General features: G+C 59.7%; 23 protein-coding genes and 1 tRNA gene. 17 read left to right on the top strand and 7 right to left on the bottom strand.

The window, feature by feature from the left end; genetic code table 11:
• The first annotated feature begins 1 nt into the window (after position 1).
• A complete protein-coding gene (gene pgaC, locus KBP52_RS17630) occupies positions 2-1,357 on the top strand; it encodes a poly-beta-1,6-N-acetyl-D-glucosamine synthase (protein WP_077570093.1) in 1,356 nt (451 codons plus the stop codon).
• On the top strand, positions 1,354-1,887 hold the full coding sequence (pgaD, locus tag KBP52_RS17625; protein WP_212620644.1) for a poly-beta-1,6-N-acetyl-D-glucosamine biosynthesis protein PgaD: 534 nt from the start codon (positions 1,354-1,356) through the stop codon (positions 1,885-1,887). The genes pgaC and pgaD overlap by 4 nt, the downstream gene beginning before the upstream one ends.
• Positions 1,888-1,985: 98 nt before the next feature.
• Here pgaD and KBP52_RS17620 read toward each other — a convergent pair whose 3' ends face one another.
• Positions 1,986-3,509, bottom strand: a complete 1,524-nt coding sequence (locus KBP52_RS17620) for an FAD-dependent oxidoreductase (RefSeq protein WP_212620643.1) — start codon at positions 3,507-3,509, stop codon at positions 1,986-1,988.
• A 139-nt stretch (positions 3,510-3,648) separates the two neighbouring features.
• On the opposite strand from KBP52_RS17620, the gene KBP52_RS17615 reads away from it, so the two are divergent.
• The 5 genes from KBP52_RS17615 (at position 3,649) to KBP52_RS17595 (ending at position 7,466) form a co-directional block, all read left to right on the top strand.
• Positions 3,649-4,209: a YbhB/YbcL family Raf kinase inhibitor-like protein gene (locus KBP52_RS17615; RefSeq protein WP_077570099.1), complete on the top strand. Its 561-nt coding sequence runs from the start codon at positions 3,649-3,651 to the stop codon at positions 4,207-4,209.
• Positions 4,210-4,294: 85 nt separating this feature from the next.
• Entirely contained in the window at positions 4,295-5,974 is a 1,680-nt protein-coding gene (locus tag KBP52_RS17610; protein WP_212620642.1) for a VWA domain-containing protein, read from the top strand.
• The gene (locus tag KBP52_RS17605; RefSeq protein WP_282961170.1) at positions 5,975-6,586 is read left to right on the top strand and encodes an RNA polymerase sigma factor; all 612 of its coding nucleotides are present in this window, start codon (positions 5,975-5,977) and stop codon (positions 6,584-6,586) included.
• Positions 6,583-7,179, top strand: a complete 597-nt coding sequence (locus tag KBP52_RS17600) for a hypothetical protein (protein WP_212620641.1) — start codon at positions 6,583-6,585, stop codon at positions 7,177-7,179. Before KBP52_RS17605 ends, KBP52_RS17600 begins: the two co-directional genes overlap by 4 nt.
• Positions 7,180-7,199: 20 nt before the next feature.
• Complete coding sequence (locus tag KBP52_RS17595; protein WP_249122191.1) at positions 7,200-7,466, top strand: hypothetical protein; 267 nt, start codon at positions 7,200-7,202, stop codon at positions 7,464-7,466.
• Positions 7,467-7,543: 77 nt separating this feature from the next.
• Here the strand turns inward: KBP52_RS17595 and KBP52_RS17590 are convergent.
• Positions 7,544-7,620, bottom strand: a tRNA-Arg gene (locus KBP52_RS17590).
• 442 nt (positions 7,621-8,062) lie between these two features.
• On the opposite strand from KBP52_RS17590, the gene gabD reads away from it, so the two are divergent.
• The 3 genes from gabD (at position 8,063) to KBP52_RS17575 (ending at position 12,321) form a co-directional block, all read left to right on the top strand.
• On the top strand, positions 8,063-9,505 hold the full coding sequence (gene gabD, locus KBP52_RS17585) for an NADP-dependent succinate-semialdehyde dehydrogenase (protein WP_077570107.1): 1,443 nt from the start codon (positions 8,063-8,065) through the stop codon (positions 9,503-9,505).
• 185 nt (positions 9,506-9,690) lie between these two features.
• Positions 9,691-10,968, top strand: a complete 1,278-nt coding sequence (gene gabT, locus KBP52_RS17580) for a 4-aminobutyrate--2-oxoglutarate transaminase (protein ID WP_007917687.1) — start codon at positions 9,691-9,693, stop codon at positions 10,966-10,968.
• Between the two features lie 141 nt (positions 10,969-11,109).
• Positions 11,110-12,321, top strand: a complete 1,212-nt coding sequence (locus KBP52_RS17575) for a response regulator (RefSeq protein ID WP_077570109.1) — start codon at positions 11,110-11,112, stop codon at positions 12,319-12,321.
• 136 nt (positions 12,322-12,457) lie between these two features.
• Here KBP52_RS17575 and KBP52_RS17570 read toward each other — a convergent pair whose 3' ends face one another.
• The gene (locus KBP52_RS17570) at positions 12,458-13,447 is read right to left on the bottom strand and encodes a sensor domain-containing diguanylate cyclase (RefSeq protein WP_212620640.1); all 990 of its coding nucleotides are present in this window, start codon (positions 13,445-13,447) and stop codon (positions 12,458-12,460) included.
• A 143-nt stretch (positions 13,448-13,590) separates the two neighbouring features.
• On the bottom strand, positions 13,591-14,775 hold the full coding sequence (gene desA / locus KBP52_RS17565; protein ID WP_116029347.1) for a delta-9 fatty acid desaturase DesA: 1,185 nt from the start codon (positions 14,773-14,775) through the stop codon (positions 13,591-13,593).
• Between the two features lie 146 nt (positions 14,776-14,921).
• Here desA and dibA point away from each other — a divergent pair, with 146 nt between their 5' ends.
• From dibA to KBP52_RS17535, 6 genes are all read left to right on the top strand, one after another.
• Positions 14,922-16,841: a phosphodiesterase DibA gene (gene dibA / locus KBP52_RS17560; protein ID WP_212620639.1), complete on the top strand. Its 1,920-nt coding sequence runs from the start codon at positions 14,922-14,924 to the stop codon at positions 16,839-16,841.
• A 239-nt stretch (positions 16,842-17,080) separates the two neighbouring features.
• Positions 17,081-17,263, top strand: a complete 183-nt coding sequence (gene oscA, locus KBP52_RS17555) for a sulfur starvation response protein OscA (protein WP_007917682.1) — start codon at positions 17,081-17,083, stop codon at positions 17,261-17,263.
• Between the two features lie 147 nt (positions 17,264-17,410).
• Positions 17,411-18,424 carry a sulfate ABC transporter substrate-binding protein gene (locus KBP52_RS17550; protein ID WP_038367242.1) on the top strand — a complete coding sequence of 338 codons (1,014 nt, stop codon included), beginning with the start codon at positions 17,411-17,413 and terminating at the stop codon, positions 18,422-18,424.
• Positions 18,425-18,594: 170 nt separating this feature from the next.
• The gene (cysT, locus tag KBP52_RS17545; protein WP_008080019.1) at positions 18,595-19,413 is read left to right on the top strand and encodes a sulfate ABC transporter permease subunit CysT; all 819 of its coding nucleotides are present in this window, start codon (positions 18,595-18,597) and stop codon (positions 19,411-19,413) included.
• Positions 19,414-19,425: 12 nt separating this feature from the next.
• Positions 19,426-20,298: a sulfate ABC transporter permease subunit CysW gene (cysW, locus tag KBP52_RS17540; protein ID WP_038367233.1), complete on the top strand. Its 873-nt coding sequence runs from the start codon at positions 19,426-19,428 to the stop codon at positions 20,296-20,298.
• Positions 20,299-20,301: 3 nt separating this feature from the next.
• A complete protein-coding gene (locus KBP52_RS17535) occupies positions 20,302-21,291 on the top strand; it encodes a sulfate ABC transporter ATP-binding protein (RefSeq protein ID WP_007963490.1) in 990 nt (329 codons plus the stop codon).
• Positions 21,292-21,399: 108 nt separating this feature from the next.
• Here KBP52_RS17535 and KBP52_RS17530 read toward each other — a convergent pair whose 3' ends face one another.
• Positions 21,400-21,924 (bottom strand): Mpo1-like protein, encoded by a 525-nt coding sequence (locus KBP52_RS17530; protein ID WP_077570120.1) that lies wholly within the window; start codon positions 21,922-21,924, stop codon positions 21,400-21,402.
• A gap of 84 nt (positions 21,925-22,008) precedes the next feature.
• Between KBP52_RS17530 and KBP52_RS17525 the strand changes: the two genes are divergently transcribed.
• Entirely contained in the window at positions 22,009-22,686 is a 678-nt protein-coding gene (locus tag KBP52_RS17525; protein WP_212620638.1) for a Crp/Fnr family transcriptional regulator, read from the top strand.
• Positions 22,687-22,811: 125 nt separating this feature from the next.
• Here KBP52_RS17525 and uraH read toward each other — a convergent pair whose 3' ends face one another.
• Together uraH and KBP52_RS17515 are read right to left on the bottom strand one after the other, a co-directional pair.
• Positions 22,812-23,222: a hydroxyisourate hydrolase gene (gene uraH / locus KBP52_RS17520; protein ID WP_116029342.1), complete on the bottom strand. Its 411-nt coding sequence runs from the start codon at positions 23,220-23,222 to the stop codon at positions 22,812-22,814.
• A gap of 15 nt (positions 23,223-23,237) precedes the next feature.
• Positions 23,238-23,720: a heme-binding protein gene (locus KBP52_RS17515; RefSeq protein WP_212620637.1), complete on the bottom strand. Its 483-nt coding sequence runs from the start codon at positions 23,718-23,720 to the stop codon at positions 23,238-23,240.
• Positions 23,721-23,834 lie beyond the last annotated feature (114 nt).

Here is a 23,834-nt window from a genome sequence, read left to right as displayed (position 1 = left end):
CATGCTGGATAGACTGTTAGCCCTGCTTGTTCTGGCGATCGTCCTCGGCGTACCGCTGGGGCTGATCTTCCTGGTGACCGGGCAGTTCCTGATGGACTTCGTGTTCTTCTACCCGTTGTTCATGTCCGGCTTGTGGATTGCCGGCGGCCTGTATTTCTGGCTGCACTGGGAGCGCCACTGGCCGTGGCAGGACGACACCTTGCCGCCACCATTGGAAGGCGAGCCGCTGATCTCGATCCTGATCCCTTGCTACAACGAAGGTGACAACGCCGCCGACACCATCCATGCGGCGCTGGCCCAGCATTATCCGAACATCGAAGTCATCGCGATCAACGACGGCTCCAAGGACAACACCGCCGAAGTGCTCGATGCGCTGGCCAAGGAAGACCCACGTCTGCGCGTGCTGCATCTGGCGGAAAACCAGGGCAAAGCTGTGGCCCTGCGCATGGGCGCCATCGCGGCACGCAGTGAGTATCTGGTGTGCATCGACGGTGATGCGCTGCTGGCGCCGAACACCGCAGCCTATCTGGTGGCACCGATGCTGGATAACGCACGCCTCGGCGCGGTGACCGGTAACCCACGGATTCGTACGCGTTCGACGCTGGTCGGGCGAGTGCAGGTCGGTGAGTTCTCGTCGATCATCGGGCTCATTAAGCGTACGCAACGGGTGTTCGGGCGGATTTTCACCGTCTCCGGCGTGATCGTCGCGTTCCGTCGTACCGCGCTGAACCGCGTCGGTTACTGGAGCCCGGACATGATCACCGAAGACATCGATATCAGCTGGAAGCTGCAACTCGATCACTGGAGCATCTTCTACGAGCCGCGCGCGCTGTGCTGGATCCTCATGCCGGAAACCCTCGGTGGGCTATGGAAGCAACGACTGCGCTGGGCGCAGGGCGGTGCCGAAGTGCTGTTCAAGAATATTCGTGGCATCTGGCAGTACCGCCATCGTTACCTGTGGCCGCTGCTCTTCGAATACTGCCTGTCGACCGGGTGGGCATTCACCTTCCTGTTGTCGGTGATTTTCTGGGCCGTCGGCAAGTTTGTGGTCATGCCGGAAGCCATCGCGGTGGATCATCTGATGCCGCCGGCGTTTACCGGATTGCTGCTGGCATTTGTCTGTCTGGTGCAGTTCGCGGTCAGCATCGTCATCGACCGGCGCTATGAGCCGGGGTTGGGCCGCACGATGTTCTGGGTGGTCTGGTATCCGTTGGTGTTCTGGCTTATCAGCCTGCTGACCACGTTGGTCAGCTTCCCCAAAGTGCTGTTCGGCCAACATCAGAAACGTGCGCGTTGGGTCAGTCCTGATCGGGGCATTAAACCGATCGGCGATGACGAAGAGGAGGTCATCAAATGAAAATCATCCGGACTCGCCAGCGGCCCTTTCTGGTAGTGATCGATGTGATCCTCACCGTGCTGGCCTGGGTTGGCCTGCTGTTTCTGCTGATCCGTGGCTTGTGGCCGCTGGTCGACACTCATGCGGGCGGGCCGCTGATCGATAAATCGGCGTTCGACGCGCTGGGTACCCTGCAGATTTATCTGTGGATTGCCTTGGTCAACGCGGTGATTCTGATTTCCTGGGCGCGTTATCAGCAGCGCAAGAGTCGCAGTTTTTCCCAGCGCAGGCTGCCGTCGCCGGTGATCGACGATGAAGGGCTGAGCAAGAGCTTCAAGCTTTGTGATGACCGCTTTCAAAAGCTGCGCACGCCCGGGGTGATGACCATTCACAACGATCAGGAAGGCGACATCAGCCATGTGGTGACGCATTTCTGGCCGGTGCAAAAGGAAGAATTGCCACCGCCGCTGGCACCGCTGGAGCACCCGTGCGTGATCTTTCTGCATGCTGAAGATGACGATAATCGCGAACCGGTAAACCGGCTTACCTGAGTGGCAAAGTCCCTGTAGGAGCTGCCGAAGGCTGCGATCTCTTGACGTTGAAGATCAAAAGATCGCAGCCTTCGGCAGCTCCTACATAGGGGTTTGTGTCAGTCGCGAACCAGCGCCCAGGCCTCTTCCATCAGCAGCGGCTGTTTCATATGCTCGGCGAGCATCGCCATCGCCCGTTCCTTCTCGCAAGCGACTGCAGCGACCAGAATGCCGTTTTTACCGAACAGACCAATAAATGGCGGATGTTCAGGCTCGCCAAGAAACTCCACCTCATCCCAGTGTTCGGCGTGGCCAAGGTAGTCGTAATTCTTGCCGAAATGCCAGGTCCAGAAGAACGGCACGTCGAGGTAATGTTCGTCGCCACCGAGCATATTGGCAGCGGCGATACGCGCGTGTTGTTGAGCCAGGCGCCAGTGCTCGATGCGTTGCAACTGGCCGTTCAACGGGAACGTGGCGATGTCGCCGATGGCCCACAGATTTTCGCTCACACGCAGGCCGTCATCGACGCGCAATGACTGATCCTTTTCCCTCGGCAGTGACGCGAAAGCTTCGGTGGCCGGGTGCACACCGATCCCGGCCAGTACCAGATCCGCAGAAAGCCGCAGGCCATTGTCCAGCAGCACCGCCTCGACTTTGCCGTCGCCGATGATCTCGGTGGCCTCGTGTTCGGTGATGAATTTCACCCCGTTCTTTTCGTGCAACGTGCGAATCGTTTTGCCCACGGCTTCGCCGAACTGGGCAGCGAAGGGAATCGCGTGCCGAGCCAGCACCGTGACGTCGAGGCCATATTGGCGCAGGGCCGAGGCGCATTCGAGAGCGATGAAACTGTCGCCGATGATCACCGCGCGTTGCTCGGGTTTGGCGGCATTCATTATTTGCTCTGCCTGGGCTTTTGAGCGCAGGACGAAGACCTGCGGCAGGTCGGCGCCGGGCAATTCCAAGGAATTGGGTTCACCGCCGGTGGCGAGCACGGCCGCGTCATAGCGCAGGGACTGACCGTCGCTCAGATGCAACGTCTGGTTTGCAGCATCCAGCGAGGTGATTTGGTTTTCCAGTCGCTCGATGCGCTGCTCTTTATAGAAAGTTTCATCTCGCAGCGGCGGCGCTTCCTCGGGTGGCATTTCCCCGGCGAGGACAAATTTGCTCAGCACCGTGCGGTCGTAACCGGCATCGGCCTCGCGGTCGATCATGACGATGCGGCCACCGAAACCCTTTTCCCGCAGCGCCGCTGCACACGCGGTGCCTGCCGCCCCGGCACCGACGATTACAAAAGTCCGCGAATCATCCGCTGGAGGTGCATGCGGATCCGGCAACGGCTGATCGTCGACCCAGACCTCCTCACCACGCAGTTCCAGCGGATAGCGCTTGAGGCCGTCGAGCGCCGGCGGTTCGCACAACGCGCCGTCCTCCGCGCGAAACGCAGCCTTGTGCCACGGGCAGATCAGGCGTCCGTGACACAACGCACCGTCAGCCAGCGGCGCCCCGGCATGTGGGCATTCGCCCTGAAACGCACGTAATTGCCCGCCAGCGCGCAGCAGCACAATCTTGCTCTCGCCGATTTCAACTTGCAGGCCACGGTCTTCAGGGACATCGGCAATACAGGCGACACGGTGCAGGGGCATGGTCGGCTTCCTCGCGGGCATTTCTCTTGTGAGTTTGCGCGGTAGTGCGAGGTTCAGCCATTTGCCACTGCCACGGCACGAACGGTACAGCTATAGTTTGCAGGCCGACGACGGCCCCACTGCACAAGGTGCTCCCGGAATGACCCGATTGACCTCTCTTAACCCATGGCTGGCGGCCCTCGCCGTCACCCTTTGCGTGCAGTTTCCGGCGCAGGCCCAGGAGCGTTTCACCCTGAACATTCCGGGTGTTTCCGATAACCGCCTGTTCACCTCGGCCGCGGCCAGCGATGCAGCCGGCTGCGGTGGCAAGAACCAGTCGCCGGCCCTGAGCTGGAACGCAGGTCCTGCCGGTACCCAGAGTTATGCGATCGTCATGCACGACCCGGACGGCCAGAAAGGCCTGGGCGTCGATCACTGGATTCATTACGGCATCAAATCCACCACGCGCCAGATCGCCGCGGGCGTCGGCGCCAAATCCGCGTTCGAAGGTGTCGGCGGCACCAACAGCAAGGGCAATACCCATTACATGGGGCCGTGCCCGCCAGTGGGCGACAGTGCGCACCACTACATCATCCAGATCTACGCACTGGATCTGGCCCCGGATGCCTTGCCGGCCGGTCTGACCCGCGCTGAGCTGATGGAAAAAATCAAAGGCCATGTGCTGCGTAACAGCAGTGCGGTGCGGCGTTATCACCGCTGAAATTTTTTCGCGGCGTTTAACCCGAACTGAAAGGGCTGCCCGTCTCAGTGGATGAATGATCAATTTCATCCCGAGGTCAGCCCCCATGTCTCATCCTCTCTTGCGTCCTGTTGCGGTTGCTGTGTTGCTGGCGCTCGCCGGTTGCGGTGCGTCGTCCACACCCGATTCCGCCGCTGTGCCAGCGCCGGCGCAGCCTGAGGTGCTGGTTCAGCAGGAAGCGGTCATGGCTGACACCTCAATGGCCAAGCGCGCGCTGTACAAGATGCCCAACGCGGGCAGCGCGCCGATGCCGTTGAGTGAAAGTTATCCACAGGGCTATCGCGATACGCAGCGCGAGCAGTATCAGGCGTTGGCCGACAACCCGATCCATAGCGTCGTCGAAACCCCGGTTTCAACGTTCAGTGCCGACGTCGACACGGGCGCTTATGCCAACGTCCGTCGCCTGCTCAATCAAGGCCGATTGCCGCCGGAAGGCGCGGTACGGCTGGAGGAAATGGTCAATTACTTCCCTTATGACTACGCGTTGCCGAGCGACGGCTCGCCGTTTGGCGTGACCACCGAACTGGCCGCTTCGCCATGGAATCCGCGCACCCGCTTGCTGCGCATCGGTATCAAGGCTTCCGACCGCGCCGCGGCGGAACTGGCCCCGGCCAATCTGGTGTTTCTGGTCGATGTCTCCGGCTCGATGGATCGCCGCGAAGGCTTGCCGATGGTCAAAAGCACGCTGAAATTGCTGGTCGATCAATTGCGCGATCAGGATCGCGTTTCGCTGGTGGTGTATGCCGGCGAATCGCGAGTGGTGCTGAAGCCGACTTCCGGACGCGAGAAAGCGAGAATTCGTACGGCCATTGAACAATTGACTGCGGGCGGTTCGACCGCCGGCGCTTCAGGTATTGAACTGGCTTACCAAATGGCGCAGCAGGCCTTCATCCCCAAAGGCATCAACCGCATCCTCTTGGCCACCGACGGTGATTTCAACGTCGGCGTTAGCGACTTCGACAGCCTCAAACAAATGGCTGTGGATAAACGCAAAACCGGGATTTCGCTGACGACCCTGGGTTTTGGTGTGGATAACTACAATGAACACTTGATGGAACAACTGGCCGACGCCGGCGACGGCAACTACGCCTACATCGACAACCTGCGCGAGGCGCGCAAAGTGCTGGTGGATCAGTTGAGTTCGACCCTCGCCGTGGTGGCAAAAAACGTCAAACTGCAGGTGGAGTTCAACCCGGCACAGGTCAGCGAGTATCGCCTGCTTGGCTATGAAAACCGAGCGTTGAAGCGTGAGGATTTCAGCAATGACAAAGTCGATGCCGGCGAAATCGGCGCAGGACACACGGTGACCGCGCTGTACGAAATTGTTCCGGCGGGCGAGAAGGGCTGGCTGGAGCCGCTGCGTTACGGCAAGTCGGAGCCAGTTGTTTCCGGGAAAAGCGGAGAATTGGCGATGCTGCGTGTGCGTTATCAACGTCCTGAGGGTGGGAAAAGTCTGCTGATCGAGCGGCCGATAGCCAATCAGACCGCGCCGGCTAGCGAGGATCTGCGTTTTGCTGCTGCCGTTGCCGCGTTTTCCCAGCAGCTCAAGGATGGCCGTTACACCGGCGACTTCAGCCTGAAAGACACGGAGACACTGGCCCGTGGCGCTCGTGGCGATGATCGCTTCGGTTTGCGCAATGAGTTCGTGCAACTGGTCGAACTGGCGCAGAGCTTGCGCAACTCAACCGCGTCGAACGCGTTGGCCACTGAACAACGGATTGAATAAGTGAGTCGTCTGAAAGGCTTCATCAGTCAGCTGTTTGCCTCGGCAGACAGCTCAACCGCCAGCAGCGATGAATCGCTGCTGGCGCGTTATCGCGAGGGCGACGGCGCCGCGTTCGAGATCTTGTACGCGCGCCATCGCCAAGGCCTGTACCGGTTTCTGCTCGGCTTGAGCGGCAAACCGGAACTGGCCGACGAAGTATTTCAGGAAACCTGGCTGAGCCTGATTCGCAGCGCCAGTCAGCTACAAGGCCGGGCGACATTTCGTACATGGCTGTTCCAGATCGCGCGCAATCGCCTGATCGATCACTGGCGCAAGCATGGCGCCCAGCAACCGCTGCACGACAGTTATGACGAACAAGCGCATGCCGTCAGCGACGAGGCGAACGATCCCGAACAACTGCTCAGCCTCAGCCGTGACAACCTGCGTCTGGAAAGCGCCCTGCAAACCCTGCCCGCCGACCAGCGCGAAGTGTTCCTGCTGCGCGCCCACGGCGACCTCGACCTGGCACAAATCGCCAGCCTCACCGAAGCACCGCTGGAAACCGTCAAAAGCCGCTTGCGCTACGCCCAGCATAAACTGCGTCGGCTGCTGGCCGAGGAGGTACTGACATGACTGACGCCCGCCAGACACCCGAAGATCCGCTGATCAAACATGTGCGCGAACAGCACAACGCCGAACCACCAGCGCACCTCGATGCGTTCATCCTCAACGCCGCGCAGCGTCAAACCCCTGCGCCGAAACCTAGCCTGTGGCAACGCTGGCTGGATATATGCCGCAAACCACGCTGGCAAGTTGCGTTCGCCAGTCTGGTTGGTGTGGCATTGATGCTGTCGCTGGTACAGCGTGCTCCTGAGCCGCTGCGTCAGTACGACTACATTCCTGCCCCCGAGCTAGCAGTGCCCATGACCGACACGGACTCAGCGCAACTGCACCGATTGTCGGCCCCGGCCGGCGCCATGCCTGCACCTGTGCCGATGATGGAAATGGCCGCGCCGATGCAAGATCAGGCCATCAGCGCCGATGAAGCCAAATTCAGCAAACGCGCCGCTGTCACGGCCAACGGCCTCGACGCGCAACTGCACGAAGTCCTGCGCCTGCGCGAATCCGGCCAGTCGCAAGCCGCCGACAGCCTGTTCAACAACCTGCACAAACGCTACCCGAACGCCGATCTCGATGCCCGACTTGAGCAGTTGCGGAAAAAATGACCACTTGATCCTCCAGCCATTTGGCATTGCCCCGCAAAAACGCGCACTATCGAGGCATTGCCGATGCGCTGGAGGACAACGTGGCAGCAAAAATTGACCGCATCGCCCAACTGCTCAACTGCCCGGAGAAGGGCGATGAGATGCGGCGAGCGATTACCGAGACGCGTAAGGAGTTTCTGCTTAATCAGTCGGAAGAGGATGTCGTCGATGAAGGCGACGTTTTTGAGGAGGTTGAGGAGGAAGACGACGACGATGATTACGACGAGTTCGACTGGACGACGGAGTGACGTCGTTCGAGAACCAGCGCATCGCCCACAAAAAAGCCCCGGACCATCACAGTCCGGGGCTTTCTCGTTTAAATCAATGGTGCACCAGGCGGGATTCGAACCCACGACCCCTGCCTTCGGAGGGCAGTACTCTATCCAGCTGAGCTACTGGTGCAGCGGGCGACATCATACCTAGGTCGACTCGGGGCGTCCATGCCGGGTTTTGGCGGGTATTGTCAGTGCGCATGTCCGCGCAAATCGCGGTATTCCATAAAGCGGTAACGTCCTGCAAAACCCTCGCTTGGCGCTTTCTCGGGACTGTTCTATGGTTTTGTTGCGGCTGAGGCTTTTGGCGCGTTGATCTGAAAAATTCCACAAACACGCCGTTTTTGTTCTTTTTTTCGAACGACCTATTGTCCTTTACCCCCTTTGATCCTACGATCCGTTTGAGATTTCAAACGCTCGTTGACTGGGCGTTGAAGCGCCGGTGTTTCGAATCGTGCACTGTCGATGCGCCACACCCGGTCACTGATTTCCCTGACGGCAGCCTTGCGAGGCGCCTTTCTACAATCATAATTTGCTCCGCGCAGGCCGCGGTGCTGTTAAGGAAAGCCGACATGCAGCTTAAAGACACCCTGTTGTTCCGCCAGCAAGCCTTCATTGATGGCGCTTGGGTCGATGCGGACAACGGTCAGACGATCAAGGTCAATAACCCGGCCACCGGCGAAATCCTCGGTACTGTGCCGAAAATGGGCGCTGCCGAAACCCGCCGTGCCATTGAAGCCGCTGACAAAGCGCTGCCGGCCTGGCGTGCACTGACCGCCAAAGAGCGCGCCGGCAAGCTGCGTCGCTGGTTCGAACTGATGATCGAGAACCAGGATGACCTCGCGCGCCTGATGACCCTTGAGCAGGGCAAGCCGCTGGCCGAAGCCAAGGGCGAAATCGTTTACGCCGCTTCGTTCATCGAGTGGTTCGCCGAAGAGGCCAAGCGCATCTACGGTGATGTGATTCCGGGCCACCAGCCAGACAAGCGCTTGATCGTGATCAAGCAGCCAATCGGCGTGACCGCGGCAATTACCCCGTGGAACTTCCCGGCGGCGATGATCACCCGCAAGGCCGGTCCAGCACTGGCTGCCGGTTGCACCATGGTGCTCAAGCCTGCTTCGCAAACGCCATTCTCCGCTTTCGCACTGGCCGAACTGGCCCAGCGCGCGGGCATTCCTGCGGGCGTGTTCAGCGTGGTGTCCGGCAGCGCCGGCGACATCGGCAGCGAGCTGACCAGCAACCCGATCGTGCGCAAGCTGTCCTTCACCGGTTCGACCGAAATCGGTCGTCAGCTGATGGCTGAATGCGCCAAGGACATCAAGAAAGTTTCGCTGGAACTGGGCGGCAACGCGCCGTTCATCGTGTTCGACGACGCGGACCTGGATAAGGCCGTCGAAGGCGCGATCATTTCCAAGTACCGCAACAACGGCCAGACCTGCGTCTGCGCCAACCGTCTGTACATTCAGGATTCGGTCTACGACGCGTTCGCCGAGAAGCTGAAAGTGGCTGTGGCCAAACTGAAGATCGGCAACGGTCTGGAAGACGGCACCACCACCGGTCCGCTGATTGACGAAAAAGCCGTGGCCAAGGTGCAAGAGCACATCGCTGACGCCGTAGCCAAAGGCGCCACCGTGCTGGCTGGCGGCAAGGCGATGGAAGGCAACTTCTTCGAGCCGACCATCCTCACCAACGTGCCGAAAAACGCCGCCGTGGCCAAGGAAGAAACTTTCGGTCCACTGGCGCCGCTGTTCCGTTTCAAAGACGAAGCCGAAGTGATCGCGATGTCCAACGACACCGAGTTCGGTCTGGCTTCGTACTTCTATGCTCGCGACCTCGGTCGTGTGTTCCGTGTCGCGGAAGCGCTGGAATACGGCATGGTTGGCGTCAACACCGGGCTGATCTCCAACGAAGTCGCGCCATTCGGCGGCATCAAGGCCTCGGGCCTGGGCCGTGAAGGCTCCAAGTACGGCATCGAAGATTACCTGGAAATCAAATACCTCTGCCTGGGCATCTAAGCCGGGAAAGGGATCGCTGCAAACGCAAAGGGCACGAGAGCGCTGTCCCTTTGCGTGGTTTCAAACCGGAATTTTCTCTGCGGCCAGGAACGCCGTGGCAGTCGATCATCGCATGCTGCCACCGTCGATTTCTCCCGCTTAATCCTTGAACCACGCCGCCCGATGAGCGGCGAATGAGGACTGTAATGAGCAAGACTAACGCTGAACTGATGGCCCGTCGTACCGCAGCTGTTCCACGTGGTGTTGGCCAGATTCACCCGATCTTCGCTGAATCGGCAAAAAACGCTACCGTGACTGACGTTGAAGGTCGTGAGTTCATCGACTTCGCCGGCGGCATCGCTGTACTGAACACCGGCCACGTGCACCCGAAAATCATCGCGGCCGTGACCGAACAGCTGAACAAGCTGACCCACACCTGCTTCCAGGTACTGGCTTACGAGCCGTACGTTGAGCTGTGTGAAAAAATCAACGCCAAGGTGCCAGGTGATTTCGCCAAGAAAACCCTGCTGGTCACCACCGGTTCCGAAGCCGTGGAAAACGCCGTGAAGATCGCCCGTGCCGCCACCGGCCGCGCTGGCGTGATCGCCTTCACCGGCGCCTACCACGGTCGCACCATGATGACCCTGGGTCTGACCGGTAAAGTCGTGCCGTACTCGGCCGGCATGGGCCTGATGCCAGGCGGCATCTTCCGCGCGCTGTACCCGAACGAACTGCACGGCGTGAGCATCGACGATTCGATCGCTTCGATCGAACGCATCTTCAAGAACGACGCCGAGCCGAAAGACATCGCCGCAATCATCATCGAGCCGGTTCAGGGTGAAGGTGGTTTCTACGTTGCGCCGAAGGAATTCATGAAGCGTCTGCGCGCGCTGTGCGACCAACACGGCATCCTGCTGATCGCTGACGAAGTACAGACCGGCGCTGGCCGTACCGGCACTTTCTTCGCCATGGAACAGATGGGCGTTGCTGCCGACCTGACCACCTTCGCCAAATCCATCGCTGGCGGCTTCCCGCTGGCCGGTGTTTGCGGCAAGGCCGAATACATGGACGCCATCGCGCCAGGCGGTCTGGGCGGCACCTACGCCGGTAGCCCGATTGCTTGCGCCGCTGCACTGGCGGTGATGGAAGTGTTCGAAGAAGAGCAACTGCTGGACCGCTGCAAGGCTGTTGGCGAGCGTCTGGTCACTGGCCTGAAAGCTATCCAGGCCAAGTACCCGGTGATCGGCGAAGTCCGTGCCCTGGGCGCGATGATCGCGGTTGAACTGTTCGAAAACGGCGACAGCCACAAGCCTAACGCTGCTGCTGTAGCGTCGGTGGTGGCCAAGGCGCGTGACAAGGGTCTGATCCTGCTGTCCTGCGGCACCTACGGCAACGTTCTGCGCGTCCTCGTACCGCTGACCTCGCCGGACGAGCAACTGGACAAAGGTCTGGCGATCATCGAAGAGTGCTTCTCGGAGCTGTAAGCCGCGCACTGTGTGATCGGATAGACAAAAAAACCCGCTTCGGCGGGTTTTTTTACGCCCCTTGAAACACATCGGAGGCTTTAGCGCTGTATCGAATGGCCAGCATTGGCTAAGGTTCAGGCATTGCAAGGGAGAGCGCGCATGACTGCCGTTGATTTACCCGCCGTACCCCGAGTGCTGATTGCCGAGGCTGATCCGTGGTCTCGCGATCTGCTCAAACAAGTGTTGCTGAACGTGCGTTGCGATGCGCGACTGGATCTGTGTGCCGATGGCCAGCAAGCCATGTCGATGCTCAGTGAGGTGCCGTATGACCTCGCTATCGTCGATTGGGAGTTGCCCGGCGTCGATGGTTTGAATGTGCTGCGCAGCGTGCGTCAGCGCAAACGCAATCCGCCGCTGCCGTTCATTCTGATGAGCAGCCGCAACGACAGCGCCAGTGTGCGCGAAGCGATTCCGTTGGCGCCGACGGCGTATCTGACCAAACCACTGAACATGGAAAACCTGACTGAGCGTCTACAGGGCTTGTTGCTGAATGCCGGTGAAGAGGTGTTCTGTGAAGTGCCGGCATTGGCCCCGGGCATGACCTTGTCGGTGTTTCTCGAGCGCCGCCGCGAGCAGGCCGACGGCGCACCGTTGATGACCGATGTGCAAGTGGCGGTCAAACGCAGTCTCAATCCCAACGGGCTGGATTTGAAGCTGCTGGAAGACGAGATCAAAACCGATCCACAAATCACTGCCGTGTTGATTGCTGCGGCCAACAGCGCGGCGCAGCACCATGGCGCGCCGGTGCAAACATTGGCGCAAGCCCTGCATCGCTTGGGCACCGGACAGAGCATGAACCTGATTCTGGGGTTGGCCCTCAAGCGCAGCGCCAAGCTCAGTGATCCGTGTCTGGCTGATTACGCCGAGCGTTACTGGGGGCTGTCGCTGCACACCGCTGAATATGCGCGCACCCTCGCGCGGCTGCTCGATCTCGATCAGGAGCGCTGTTACTGCGCGGGCATGCTGCATCGCTTGGGTGATCTGGCGTTGCTGCGTTGTCTGCAGGAATGGCAGCAGGCGGGTGGTGAGCTGGATGAGCTGGAGGAAGTTGGCGAGGCGTTGGCCGAGTTTGGCGCGGCGTATGGTTCGGCCCTGCGTACTCGCTGGCGATTGCCGCTGGAGCTGCGTGAGCTGATTGCGTCGGTCTATCAGCTCGGCGGTGGCGTGTATTCACGTGAGGCGCTGGTGATGAACATGGCGGCGCAGATGGCGCATCTGACTGAGCATGAAGGCGTTGAGGAACTGGCGAAGAGCCGCACGGCGCGGTTGCTCAAGATCGGCTTGCCGGAGTTGATGCGGATGCGCAAATAAACGACGTACACATTTCCAATGTAGGAGTGAGCCTGCTCGCGATAGCGGAGTGTCATACAACAATTGTTCGTTTGACACTCCGCTATCGCGAGCAGGCTCACTCCTACAATTGATCTCTGTGTGGTTGAAATAGGGGTCAGGCAGGAATGATGCGGTTCTTGCCCTGTCGTTTGGCCTCATACATGGCCGCATCCGCGCGGGCGAACAGGCTGTCGAGGCTTTCGTCTGCCTCGGTCAGACTGGTCAATCCCTGGCTGACAGTGATGCCGTACGTCTGCCCGTCATGGCTGAAGCTCAACCGCTGAATCTCCTGCTGCAGCCGTTCAGCCACTTGCATGGCCATGTCCGGTGCGCAACCCGGAAACACCGCCGCAAACTCTTCCCCGCCAATCCGCCCGAACAGATCACCGCGACGTAACGAGCCGCGCCCGCACTCGGCGATCCGCTGCAAGACGTTGTCGCCTTCGGGATGGCCGTAACTGTCGTTGATCACTTTAAAGTCATCGATATCGAGCAGCAAAAACGCCATGGGCGAACCCTGCACACGCGCCTCTTCGAACTCGCGGTTGGCGCACTCGAAAAAGTGTCGGCGGTTGCTGCTTTGCGTCAGCACGTCGGTGGTCGCCAAGCGATGCAGCTCGGTTTCCATCTGCTTCTTGTCGGTGATGTCCTCGGCGATGCCGACGATGATCACCGGTTGCCCCGGCTCGTCCTGACGGTTGATGAAGCACTTATCGCTGAGCCAGCGCACCTGACCGTCGGCGGCGATGATGCGGTATTCGCGATCCTCCACCGCGCCTTTGTGCAGGACTTCGGCGAGGCTGCGTTCGGCGTATTCCAGGTCGTCGGGGTAGATGCTGTCGCGCCATTGGTTGTAGTCGGCGAGCAGGAGGCCGGCGGAGCGACCGAAAATCCGTTCGTAGGCGGGGCTGACGTACAGCACCTGACGGGTTTCCCAGTTGAAAGCCCAGAGCACGGCATTGACGCTGACCAGCAATGAGCTGAACAGCTGCTCGCGTTCGCTCAAACGGGCGACCTCGCCTTGGGCGTGCATCAACGCCATGAGGGTTTGCGCGGCCTCGGGCCACTGCGGGAGGGATGAGTCTTTTTGATTGTTGTTGACCATCGGCACAGATCTCAAAGGACGTGCCGCAATTCGACAACGGCCACAGTACAGCCCGCCGGGATGGCGAAGTGTCTTTGAGATAGGCGATTTTTAGCGAAGTTCCGAAGGGTGCACCCGGGAGCCGGGTGCACCGATCAACGGTCTCAGACCGCCGCAGGGCGCAGCGAGTAGGTTTTCAGCTGGTCAGCGAATTCACGCAGGGACTGGATACCACTGGCTTCTGCCTCGTGAATCCATTCCTTGATGGCGGCGAGCATGTCGTGGCCATTTGCGCTGGTCTTGACCCAGATCTGCTGCAGGGCCAGGCGTTTTTCGTAAATTACCTTCAGCGCCTGACTGTGCTCGAGCATGGTCTGGATGCGCAAGTGATGCCGGTCTTCCAGCAGGCTGGTTTCCCGCGACAGCAGACGTTTGGCGCGGTGGAATTGGTGACGCACCGAATGATCGACCTTGGCCAGCTCTTGCTTGACCAGCGGGCCGATCACCAATTTGCGGTACTGGGCCATGATCTGAAAGCGGTTGTTGAGGATGGCCATGGCGGTGTCCATGTCCAGATTGCCCTTGCCTTCGACACGGTGGGCGATCGGCGCTACACGCTGAACCTTGGCCAGACGCAGGAAGCTGAAGACTTTGATCCACGCCCAACCGAGGTCGAATTCCCACTTTTTCACCGACAGCTTGGCCGAGTTAGGGTAGGTGTGATGGTTGTTGTGCAGTTCTTCGCCGCCGATCAGGATGCCCCAAGGCACCAGATTGGTTGCCGCGTCGCGGCATTCGAAGTTGCGATAGCCAACGGCATGGCCCAGACCGTTGATCACGCCGGCAGCCCACACCGGGATCCACATCATCTGGATCGCCCAGATGGTGATGCCGATGGTGCCAAACAACAGCAGATCGATAACGCCCATGATCGCCACGCCCAGCAGCGGGTAGCGGCTGTAGACGTTGCGTTCGATCCAGTCTTCGGGGCAGTTCTTGCCGTAGATGCGCAGGGTTTCCGGATTCTGCGCTTCGGCGCGGTACAGCTCGGCACCGGTACGCAGCACAGTGGAAAGACCTTTGATGACCGGACTGTGCGGGTCGTCTTCGGTTTCGCATTTGGCGTGGTGTTTACGGTGGATGGCGGTCCACTCGCGGGTGTTCTGCGCCGTGGTCAGCCACAGCCAGAAACGGAAAAAGTGCTTCAGACCGGCATTCAGCTCCAGCGAGCGATGGGCCGAGTAGCGGTGCAGATAGACCGTGACGGCAACAATCGTCACGTGGGTCATCAGCAGGGTGACTGCGACCAGAGACCAGGCCGACAAGCCAAGAAAACCTTCGTACCACATAGGCTATAGGGCCCTCGATAAAGATAAAAACAGCCGTTGCATTATCACCAAGCACACAGATAAAACCAGTCGCCCTTTCAGATAAGAGTCGCTGGATGTTTCTTGACCTATAATTCCAACCTTTTTGTAGGGACATGGACAGCCGAATGCCTGCCACTTACCGCGATGCATTGCGTGCAGCGCTGCTCTATCTCGTGCTTGCCGCTGTCTGGCTGCAAGGTACTGATCATTTATTAAACAATTTCTTCGATAACTCCGTCGATCTTGCCCGATGGCAACTGATCAACGGTTACGTCTTTGCGGCGCTCAGCGCCGGGCTGATTTTTCTGGCGCGGGCGCGCTTGTGTGAGTTTCTCGGGATTGGCGCGCGTTTGCGCGAGCGCCACGCTGATCGCGAACGCCTGCGTCAGGCCGCGGCGGTCTTCGATTGCACCCGCGAAGGGGTGTTGGTCACCAACCATCAAGGGCTGATCGTGCACGTCAATCGTGCGTTCATCGAGATCACCGGTTATCAACGCGAGGAAGTGCTCGGGCAGCAGCCGAGTCTGTTCAAATCCGGCCACCATCCGCCAGGGTTCTATCAGGCGATGTTCGCTACCCTTGAGTCGCAGGGCGAATGGAGCGGCGAGATCTGGAACCGGCGCAAAAGCGGCGAGATTTATCCACAGTGGCAGACCATCCGGGTCATTCACGATGATCAGGGCCGGCTCAGCCATTACGTTGCGGTGTTCTCCGACATCAGCGCGATCAAGGATTCCGAGCATGAACTCAAACACCTCGCACACCACGATCCGCTGACCGATCTGCCCAATCGTCTGCTGTTCAGCGATCGCGCCGAGCAGGCGCTGGCCTCGGCGCAAAACCACAAGCGCGGCTGTGCATTGCTGATGCTCGATCTCGATCACTTCAAGATGATCAACGACAGCCTCGGCCATAACGTCGGCGATCGCTTGCTCAAGGCCGTGGCGGCGCGTTTGCAAGCGCTGTTCGGCCCCGGCATTTCCCTGGCGCGGCTCGGCGGCGATGAGTTCGCGGTACTGGCGGAAAGTTGTCCACAGCCGGTGCAGGCGGCGGCGCTGGCGCAACGGATTCTCGATGCGCTGAAGGAGCCGTTCAGCATTGATGGCAATCAGTTGTTCATCAACGCCAGCCTCGGCATCAGCCTGTTCCCCAGCGATGCGCTAAGCGCCGAGCAACTGTTGCGCAATGCCGATGCGGCGCTGTTCAAGGCCAAGAGCAGCGGCCGTAACGGTTATGCCTTGTATACCGAAGAACTTACCGCCCACGCCCAGCAACGTGTGGAGATCGCATTCGAGCTGCGCCGCGCGCTGGAGCAGCAGGAACTGCGGGTTTACTACCAACCCGTGCATGACTTGAAAACCAGTCGCCTGATTGGCGTCGAAGCCTTGGTGCGTTGGCAGCATCCGCAACGCGGCCTGGTCTCGCCGGCGGAATTCATCCCTATTGCCGAGCGCACCGGGCTGATCGCCGAAATCGACGCTTGGGTCATGCAGCAGGCGTGTCGACAAATGTGCCAGTGGCAGCAGACCGGGCTGGTGCTGTCGTTTGTCGCGGTGAATGTTTCGTCACGATTGTTCGCTCGTCGTGAGTTGTACCAACAGGTTGCGCAGGTGCTGCACGACACCGGGCTGGATCCGGCGTATCTGGAGCTGGAAGTCACTGAAAGCGCGGTGATGGATGATCCGGAAGTGGCGCTGGAGCAGATGCACCGTTTGCGCGAGTTGGGTATTCGCCTGGCCATCGATGATTTCGGCACGGGCTATTCGTCGCTGTTACGGCTCAAGCGCTTGCCGGTGCAGAAACTGAAGATCGATCAGGGTTTCGTCGCCGGGTTGCCGTGGGATGAGGACGACGCGGCGATTGTTCGGGTGATTATCGCGTTGGCCCGGAGCATGGGCATGCAGGTGCACGCCGAGGGTATCGAACAGGTTGAGCAGGCGGCGTTTCTGCTTGAGCAGGAATGCGATCTGGGGCAGGGGTATTGGTTTGGGCGGCCGGTTCCGGAGCAGGAGATTGATTGGGCGAGAACTCCGGTGATTGGCTGAATTTGTTCCTTCATTTCGCGTGGGAATACCGCCCGGGGCGCTCCGCGTCCACAGCAAAATCGCGGCGCAGAGCGCCGCCGGCGGCATTCCTTTGCTGCGCGTGGGAACGATCAGTTTTTCAGTTATATAAACATTCTTAAATAGTCTTTTTAAGAATATCCGCGCCTCTCTTATATTGCTCCTACGCCGAACGCAGTGCCGCCCACTGCCAGGCAAATCCCATTCAAAGGAGCAGCACCATGAGCGCATCCCTTCGCAGCGTTGACGGTCAGGACGAAAGCACCATCTTGCGTGAAATCCAGAGCGCCCTGCGCGATCTGCGTTTCGGCGCGGTGGAGATCACTGTGCACAACGCGCAGGTCGTGCAGATCGAACGCAAAGAGAAATTCCGTTTGCAGCAACCGGGCAAACAACCGGGCTGAGTTGAAGATCAAAAGATCGCAGCCTGCGGCAGCTCCTACAGGGGGCTGTGCGTAGGAGCTGTCGAAGGCTGCGATCTTTGAACCGGCAACACGATTTCCGAAATACATAAGAAAAAGCCACCACCAAGAATTCCAGGAGCTTTCACCATGTCGTCGATTCGCCGTTACGCTTTGGCCGCCCTGGCCAGCGCTGTGTTTGCCGGTTCCGCGGTTGCCAAGGATTACGAACTGCTCAATGTGTCGTATGACCCGACGCGCGAGCTGTATCAGGACTACAACGCTGAGTTCATCAAGTTCTGGCAGAAAGATCATGCTGGCGACACCGTGAAAATCCAGCAATCCCACGGTGGTTCGGGCAAGCAGGGCCGTGCGGTGATCGACGGTCTGCGCGCTGACGTCGTGACCCTGGCATTGGCCGGTGACATCGACGAAATCGCCAAACTCGGCAAGACCCTGCCGGCCGACTGGCAGAAGCGTCTGCCGGAAGCGAGCACGCCGTACACCTCGACCATCGTCTTCCTGGTGCGCAAGGGCAACCCGAAAGGCATCAAGGACTGGGGCGATCTGGTCAAGAATGACGTCTCGGTGATCACCCCGAACCCGAAAACCTCCGGCGGCGCCCGCTGGAACTTCCTTGCCGCGTGGGCCTACGGCCTGAAAGCCAACGGCGGTGACGAAGCCAAAGCCAAAGAATATGTGCAGACCCTGTTCAAGCACGTGCCGATCCTCGACACCGGTGCACGCGGTTCGACCATTACCTTCGTCAACAACGGTCAGGGTGACGTGTTGCTGGCCTGGGAAAACGAAGCGTTCCTGGCTCTGAAAGAAGATGGCGGCGCCGACAAGTTCGACATTGTCGTGCCTTCGCTGTCGATCCTCGCCGAGCCGCCAGTGGCGGTGGTCGACAAGAACGCCGAGAAGAAAGGCAACGAGCAGATCGCCGAAGCCTACCTGAAGCACCTGTACAGCCCGGCCGGTCAGGAGATCGCGGCGAAGAACTTCTACCGTCCGCGTGACAAGGACGTAGCTGCCAAGTACGCCCAGCAGTTCCCGAAACTGGACCTGGTGACCATCGACAAGGACTTCGGCGGCTGGAAAACCGCGCAGCCGAAATTCTTCAATGACGGTGGCGTGTTCGACCAGATTTATCAGGCGCAGTAATCTGACCCACAACGAGCCTACTGTTTAGGCACACCACATGTGGGAGCGACGGTGCGACGATTCGACCTGCTCGCGAAGGCGGTATTTCAGGCGACAGGGATGTTGACTGATACTCCCTCTTCGCGAGCAGGCTCGCTCCCACATTGATGCGTTTTTAACCAAGGACTTTTATGTCGCGTCGTATCTCCCCCGTCATACCCGGCTTCGGGCTGACGCTGGGCTACACCTTGGTGTACCTCAGCCTGATTGTGCTTATCCCGCTGGCGGCGATGTTCGTCCACGCCGCCCAACTCACCTGGGATCAGTTCTGGGCGATCATCTCCGCACCGCGGGTGCTTGCGGCCTTGAAGCTGAGCTTCGGCACCGCGCTGTGTGCCGCGATCATCAACGGCATCATCGGCACGCTGCTGGCCTGGGTGCTGGTGCGCTACACCTTCCCGGGGCGCAAGGTGATCGACGCGATGATCGATCTGCCGTTCGCCCTGCCGACCGCGGTGGCCGGTATTGCGCTGACTGCGTTGTACGCGCCGGCTGGACTGGTCGGCCAGTTCGCTGCCGACCTCGGTTTCAAAATCGCCTACACCCCGCTCGGTATCACTCTGGCGCTGACCTTCGTCACCCTGCCGTTCGTGGTGCGCACGGTGCAGCCGGTGCTGGCCGACATTCCCCGTGAAGTCGAAGAAGCTGCCGCGTGCCTCGGCGCGAAACCGTTGCAGGTGTTCCGCCACATCCTCGTACCTGCGCTGCTGCCAGCCTGGCTCACCGGTTTTGCCCTGGCGTTTGCGCGTGGCGTCGGCGAGTACGGTTCGGTGATATTCATTGCCGGCAACATGCCGATGAAAACCGAGATCCTGCCGCTGCTGATCATGGTCAAACTTGACCAATACGATTACACCGGCGCTACCGCCATCGGCGTGCTGATGCTGGTGGTTTCCTTCGTCCTGTTGCTGCTGATCAACTTGCTGCAGCGGCGCATCGAAACCCCATAAGGAGGCGCGAACATGTCCCAATCGTCTATTGCGGCCGCCTCTTCGGCCAACGCTGCACGCCGTGGCAGTGCCACTTCGCGCAGAATCCTGATCGGCCTTGGCTGGCTGGTCTTTTTCCTGTTTCTGCTGCTGCCGTTGTTCATTGTGGTATCGCAGGGTTTGAAGAATGGCCTCGGTGCGTTCTTCACCGCGATCTTTGAACCGGATGCACTGTCGGCACTGAAACTCACCGTATTCGCCGTGTTGATTTCTGTGCCGTTGAACCTGGTGTTCGGCGTCAGCGCCGCGTGGTGCGTGAGCAAGTACTCGTTCCGCGGCAAGAGCATGCTGGTGACCCTGATTGACTTGCCGTTCTCGGTATCGCCGGTAATCGCCGGTCTGGTCTACGTGCTGATGTTTGGCGCGCAGGGCCTGTTCGGGCCTTGGCTGCAGGATCACGACATCCAGATCGTCTTCGCCCTGCCGGGCATCGTGCTGGCGACGATCTTCGTCACCGTGCCGTTCGTGGCCCGTGAGCTGATCCCGCTGATGCAGGAACAAGGCACACAGGAAGAGGAGGCCGCGCGTTTGCTCGGCGCCAATGGCTGGCAGATGTTCTGGCACGTCACCGTCCCCAACATCAAATGGGGCCTGATCTATGGCGTGGTGCTGTGTACCGCGCGGGCCATGGGTGAATTCGGTGCGGTGTCGGTGGTGTCCGGGCACATTCGCGGGGTGACCAACACCTTGCCGTTGCACGTCGAGATCCTCTACAACGAATACAACCACGTGGCCGCGTTCGCTGTGGCGAGCCTGTTGCTGATCCTGGCGCTCTTCATCCTGCTGCTCAAGCAGTGGAGCGAAAACCGTATCAACCGCCTGCGCGCCAGCGCCGCGGAGGAATAATTCATGTCGATCGAAGTGCGTAACGTCAGCAAGAATTTCAATGCCTTCAAGGCGCTGGACAACATCAGCCTGGACATCCACAGCGGTGAACTGGTCGCGCTGCTCGGCCCGTCGGGCTGCGGCAAGACCACGCTATTGCGGATCATCGCCGGTCTGGAAACCCCGGATAACGGCAATATCGTTTTCCACGGTGAAGACGTTTCCGGCCACGACGTGCGTGATCGCAACGTCGGTTTCGTGTTCCAGCACTACGCCTTGTTCCGCCACATGACCGTGTTCGACAACGTTGCCTTCGGCCTGCGCATGAAGCCGAAGAACCAGCGCCCGAGCGAAAGCCAGATCGCGACCAAGGTTCACGAACTGCTGAACATGGTGCAGCTGGACTGGCTGTCGGATCGTTATCCGGAGCAGTTGTCCGGTGGTCAGCGTCAGCGTATCGCCCTGGCCCGGGCCTTGGCGGTCGAGCCGAAAGTGTTGCTGCTGGATGAGCCGTTCGGTGCGCTCGATGCCAAGGTGCGTAAAGAACTGCGCCGCTGGTTGGCGCGTCTGCACGAAGACATCAACCTGACCTCGGTGTTCGTGACCCACGACCAGGAAGAGGCGATGGAAGTTGCTGACCGCATTGTGGTGATGAACAAGGGTGTGATCGAGCAGATCGGCTCACCAGGCGACGTCTACGAAAACCCGGCCAGCGATTTCGTTTATCACTTCCTCGGCGATTCGAACCGCTTGCTGTTGAGCGACGACAACCACGTGCTGTTCCGCCCGCATGAAGTGTCGTTGTCCAAGCATGAGCTGGAAGATCACCATGCTGCTGAGGTGCGTGATATCCGGCCGTTGGGCGCGACCACGCGGGTGACGTTGAAGGTAGAAGGGCAGACTGATCTGATCGAGGCCGAAGTGGTGAAAGATCACGACAGCCTGATCGGCTTGGCCAAGGGTGAAACCTTGTTCTTCAAGCCGAAGGTCTGGCAGAAAGTCGCCAGCCTTTAAGATCAAAAGCTTCGCGAGCAGGCTCGCTCCCACAGGGAATTCGGTCGGACATGAATTTTGTGTTCAGCACCAGTCCACTGTGGGAGCGAGCTTGCTCGCGAAAGCGATTCAGACAGCCGCACGATTCGGATTGACCCGCACCACCCCCGCCCGCGCCTCGATCTGCTCTTTCAACTCATGCCGCATCCCGAGCATGAACGCCAACTCGGCCACCACAAACAACGGCCCGACAATCAGCCCGCTGACATCGTCGACAAACGCCGGTTTGCGCCCTTCATAGTGATGCCCGACAAACTGGATCACCCAGCCAACGACAAACATCGCCAGCCCGCTGCTCAACCAGACCATGGTGCTCTGCTGCGCCAATACATGCCCGGCCCAGACCGACAGGCCCATCAGCACTGTCATCAATACCCCGAGCTTCAATTCCAGACGCAGGTAAAACCACGCCGAGGCCAGCGCCAACACAACCGCTGGCGATATCCACAACCCGCCCAGCGACCATTCTGGCCGCGACAACAAAACCGCCACCGCCACCACAATCAGCGGAATGCCGATAAAGTGGCTGGCGATGTTGCGCGGGTCACGGTGGTAGGCGGCGTATTGACTGAGATGGTCGACGAGGCTTTTCATTGTTGTTCCTCCGTTAGGGTTGATCGCATCATCCCTCGGGATCAGGGTTCGCTCTGTCAGGCAGGCGACAATCCAGGAGTGTTTATGCAAATGCGTTCGCGATTGATGAGTGGCCAATGGTTCAGTCATCTACCGGTGTCCTTTCAGGATAGTCTGCTCGCGGCGGCCCGGGAGCGGCGGCTGACGGCAGGGCAGCGCTTGTTTCAGCGTGGTGATGCGCCGTGCGGTTTGTACGCGGTGCTTGATGGCGCCGTGCGCATCGGTGCGGTGAGTGAGCAGGGTAAGGAAGCGTTGCTGAGTCTGGTGGAAGCGCCGCACTGGTTTGGTGAAATCTGCCTGTTCGATGGCCAGCCGCGCACCCATGACGCCTATGCGGTCGGGCCGTGCACACTGCTCAATATCCCGCAGGCAACTTTGCTGAAGTTGCTGGATGAGAACCCCGGGTACTGGCGGCATCTGGCGTTACTGATGAGCCACAAACTGCGCCTGACCTTTATCAACCTCGAACAACTGAGCCTGCTGCCAGCCCCGGCGCGTCTGGCTCATCGCTTGCTGATGATCGCCGAAGGCTACGGCGAACTCGACGCGCCACGCCGGGTACTGCAACTGCCGCAGGAGCAGTTGGCATCGATGCTGTCGCTGTCGCGGCAGACCACCAACCAGATTCTCAAGGATTTTCAGGGGCAGGGGATTATCGGGCTCGGGTATGGCGAGATCGAAATCCTCGACGCCGCACGATTGCGCGCCCTGGCCACGATCTAGGATCCAACGCCGAACCATTGTAGGAGTGAGCCTGCTCGCGATAGCAATCTGTCAGTTGATCAATCTGTGACTGACAGATTGCTATCGCGAGCAGGCTCACTCCTACAGGGGGATTTGTGTAGGGCTCAGGAACCGCGATAGGTCGAGAAACCGTACGGGCTGAGCAGCAGCGGGATGTGGTAGTGCTGATCGGTCTGCTTCACTTCAAAAATCACCGGGATTTCCGGGAAGAACGTATCGTGCTTGATCTTCTTGAAGTACTCGCCGGTCTTGAACACTACGCGGTATTCACCCGCTTCAAAAGGCTGTTTGGCCGGGAACAGTTCGGCAATCCGCCCCTGTTCATTGGTGGTGCCTTGGGCCAACGGCTGCCAGTTCTGGCCAACGTGTTTTTCCAGGGTCACGTCGATGCCCGGCGACGGCAGGCCATTTTCCAGATTGAGCACGTGCACGCTCAACGGATTACCGGCGGCGAGTGCAAGGCTTGAAAACGCGCTCAGGCCGAGCGCGGCAAGGGTCATGCGCATAGTCGTCATGAATGAAACTCCTTATTAGGAACGGGTTATGGCCAGACCGGTTTTCTCGGCAGCCTTGATCGCACAGTTTTCGTCTTGCTCACCGCCGCCGGAACCGGCCACGCCCATCGCGCCCACCAGTTCAGTGCCGAGGAACAGCGGGATACCGCCGCCAAGCAGCAGCAATTCATCGAGGGTGTTGAGGTTGGCGGTTTCCGGGTTGCTGCGAGCGCGTTCGGCGAACAATCGGGTCGCGGTTTTCGTCGACAGCGCGGTGTAAGCCTTGCGCTGGCTGGCAACAGTGTTGTGCGGGCCTACGCCATCGCCGCGCAGGGTCACTAGCAGATTGCCGCCCCGATCGAGCACCGACACCGTGCCGGTGCAATTGGCCATTGCCGTGTCGGCGAGAAGGCGTGCGGTTTTCAGGTCGAGGTCGGCGTGACGCGGTAGCTCAGGGCTGGCGACAGCGGCACCACTGAGGCCGATCATCAGGCTTGCAACGAGGAATTTAACGGTCATGGACAGCCTCCAAAAGCGAAGGTCGCCACCTTAATCGTCGATCCTCGTCAGAACCTCGTCAGTCTGATTACAAGTTTGTAATGGGCAACGCCGCCGAAGGCGCCTAGCCTGTGT

Origin of the sequence: Pseudomonas sp. SCA2728.1_7, from assembly GCF_018138145.1 — a bacterium.
GTDB classification, from domain to species: Bacteria; Pseudomonadota; Gammaproteobacteria; order Pseudomonadales; family Pseudomonadaceae; genus Aquipseudomonas; species Aquipseudomonas koreensis_A.
Note: the sequence above shows the minus strand (reverse complement) of the source record. Positions and strands in the feature narration are given on the sequence as shown.

Coding starts and splice junctions, on each gene's coding strand:
- KBP52_RS17620 (WP_212620643.1), bottom strand. CDS start 3,509: ATGCCCCTGCACCGTGTCGCCTGTATTGCCGATGTCCCTGAAGACCGT.
- desA (WP_116029347.1), bottom strand. CDS start 14,775: ATGTGGTACGAAGGTTTTCTTGGCTTGTCGGCCTGGTCTCTGGTCGCA.
- KBP52_RS17570 (WP_212620640.1), bottom strand. CDS start 13,447: ATGGTCAACAACAATCAAAAAGACTCATCCCTCCCGCAGTGGCCCGAG.
- KBP52_RS17535 (WP_007963490.1), top strand. CDS start 20,302: ATGTCGATCGAAGTGCGTAACGTCAGCAAGAATTTCAATGCCTTCAAG.
- pgaC (WP_077570093.1), top strand. CDS start 2: ATGCTGGATAGACTGTTAGCCCTGCTTGTTCTGGCGATCGTCCTCGGC.
- KBP52_RS17550 (WP_038367242.1), top strand. CDS start 17,411: ATGTCGTCGATTCGCCGTTACGCTTTGGCCGCCCTGGCCAGCGCTGTG.
- uraH (WP_116029342.1), bottom strand. CDS start 23,222: ATGACGACTATGCGCATGACCCTTGCCGCGCTCGGCCTGAGCGCGTTT.
- pgaD (WP_212620644.1), top strand. CDS start 1,354: ATGAAAATCATCCGGACTCGCCAGCGGCCCTTTCTGGTAGTGATCGAT.
- KBP52_RS17530 (WP_077570120.1), bottom strand. CDS start 21,924: ATGAAAAGCCTCGTCGACCATCTCAGTCAATACGCCGCCTACCACCGT.
- cysW (WP_038367233.1), top strand. CDS start 19,426: ATGTCCCAATCGTCTATTGCGGCCGCCTCTTCGGCCAACGCTGCACGC.
- cysT (WP_008080019.1), top strand. CDS start 18,595: ATGTCGCGTCGTATCTCCCCCGTCATACCCGGCTTCGGGCTGACGCTG.
- gabT (WP_007917687.1), top strand. CDS start 9,691: ATGAGCAAGACTAACGCTGAACTGATGGCCCGTCGTACCGCAGCTGTT.
- KBP52_RS17525 (WP_212620638.1), top strand. CDS start 22,009: ATGCAAATGCGTTCGCGATTGATGAGTGGCCAATGGTTCAGTCATCTA.
- oscA (WP_007917682.1), top strand. CDS start 17,081: ATGAGCGCATCCCTTCGCAGCGTTGACGGTCAGGACGAAAGCACCATC.
- KBP52_RS17615 (WP_077570099.1), top strand. CDS start 3,649: ATGACCCGATTGACCTCTCTTAACCCATGGCTGGCGGCCCTCGCCGTC.
- dibA (WP_212620639.1), top strand. CDS start 14,922: ATGCCTGCCACTTACCGCGATGCATTGCGTGCAGCGCTGCTCTATCTC.
- gabD (WP_077570107.1), top strand. CDS start 8,063: ATGCAGCTTAAAGACACCCTGTTGTTCCGCCAGCAAGCCTTCATTGAT.
- KBP52_RS17610 (WP_212620642.1), top strand. CDS start 4,295: ATGTCTCATCCTCTCTTGCGTCCTGTTGCGGTTGCTGTGTTGCTGGCG.
- KBP52_RS17575 (WP_077570109.1), top strand. CDS start 11,110: ATGACTGCCGTTGATTTACCCGCCGTACCCCGAGTGCTGATTGCCGAG.
- KBP52_RS17600 (WP_212620641.1), top strand. CDS start 6,583: ATGACTGACGCCCGCCAGACACCCGAAGATCCGCTGATCAAACATGTG.
- KBP52_RS17515 (WP_212620637.1), bottom strand. CDS start 23,720: ATGACCGTTAAATTCCTCGTTGCAAGCCTGATGATCGGCCTCAGTGGT.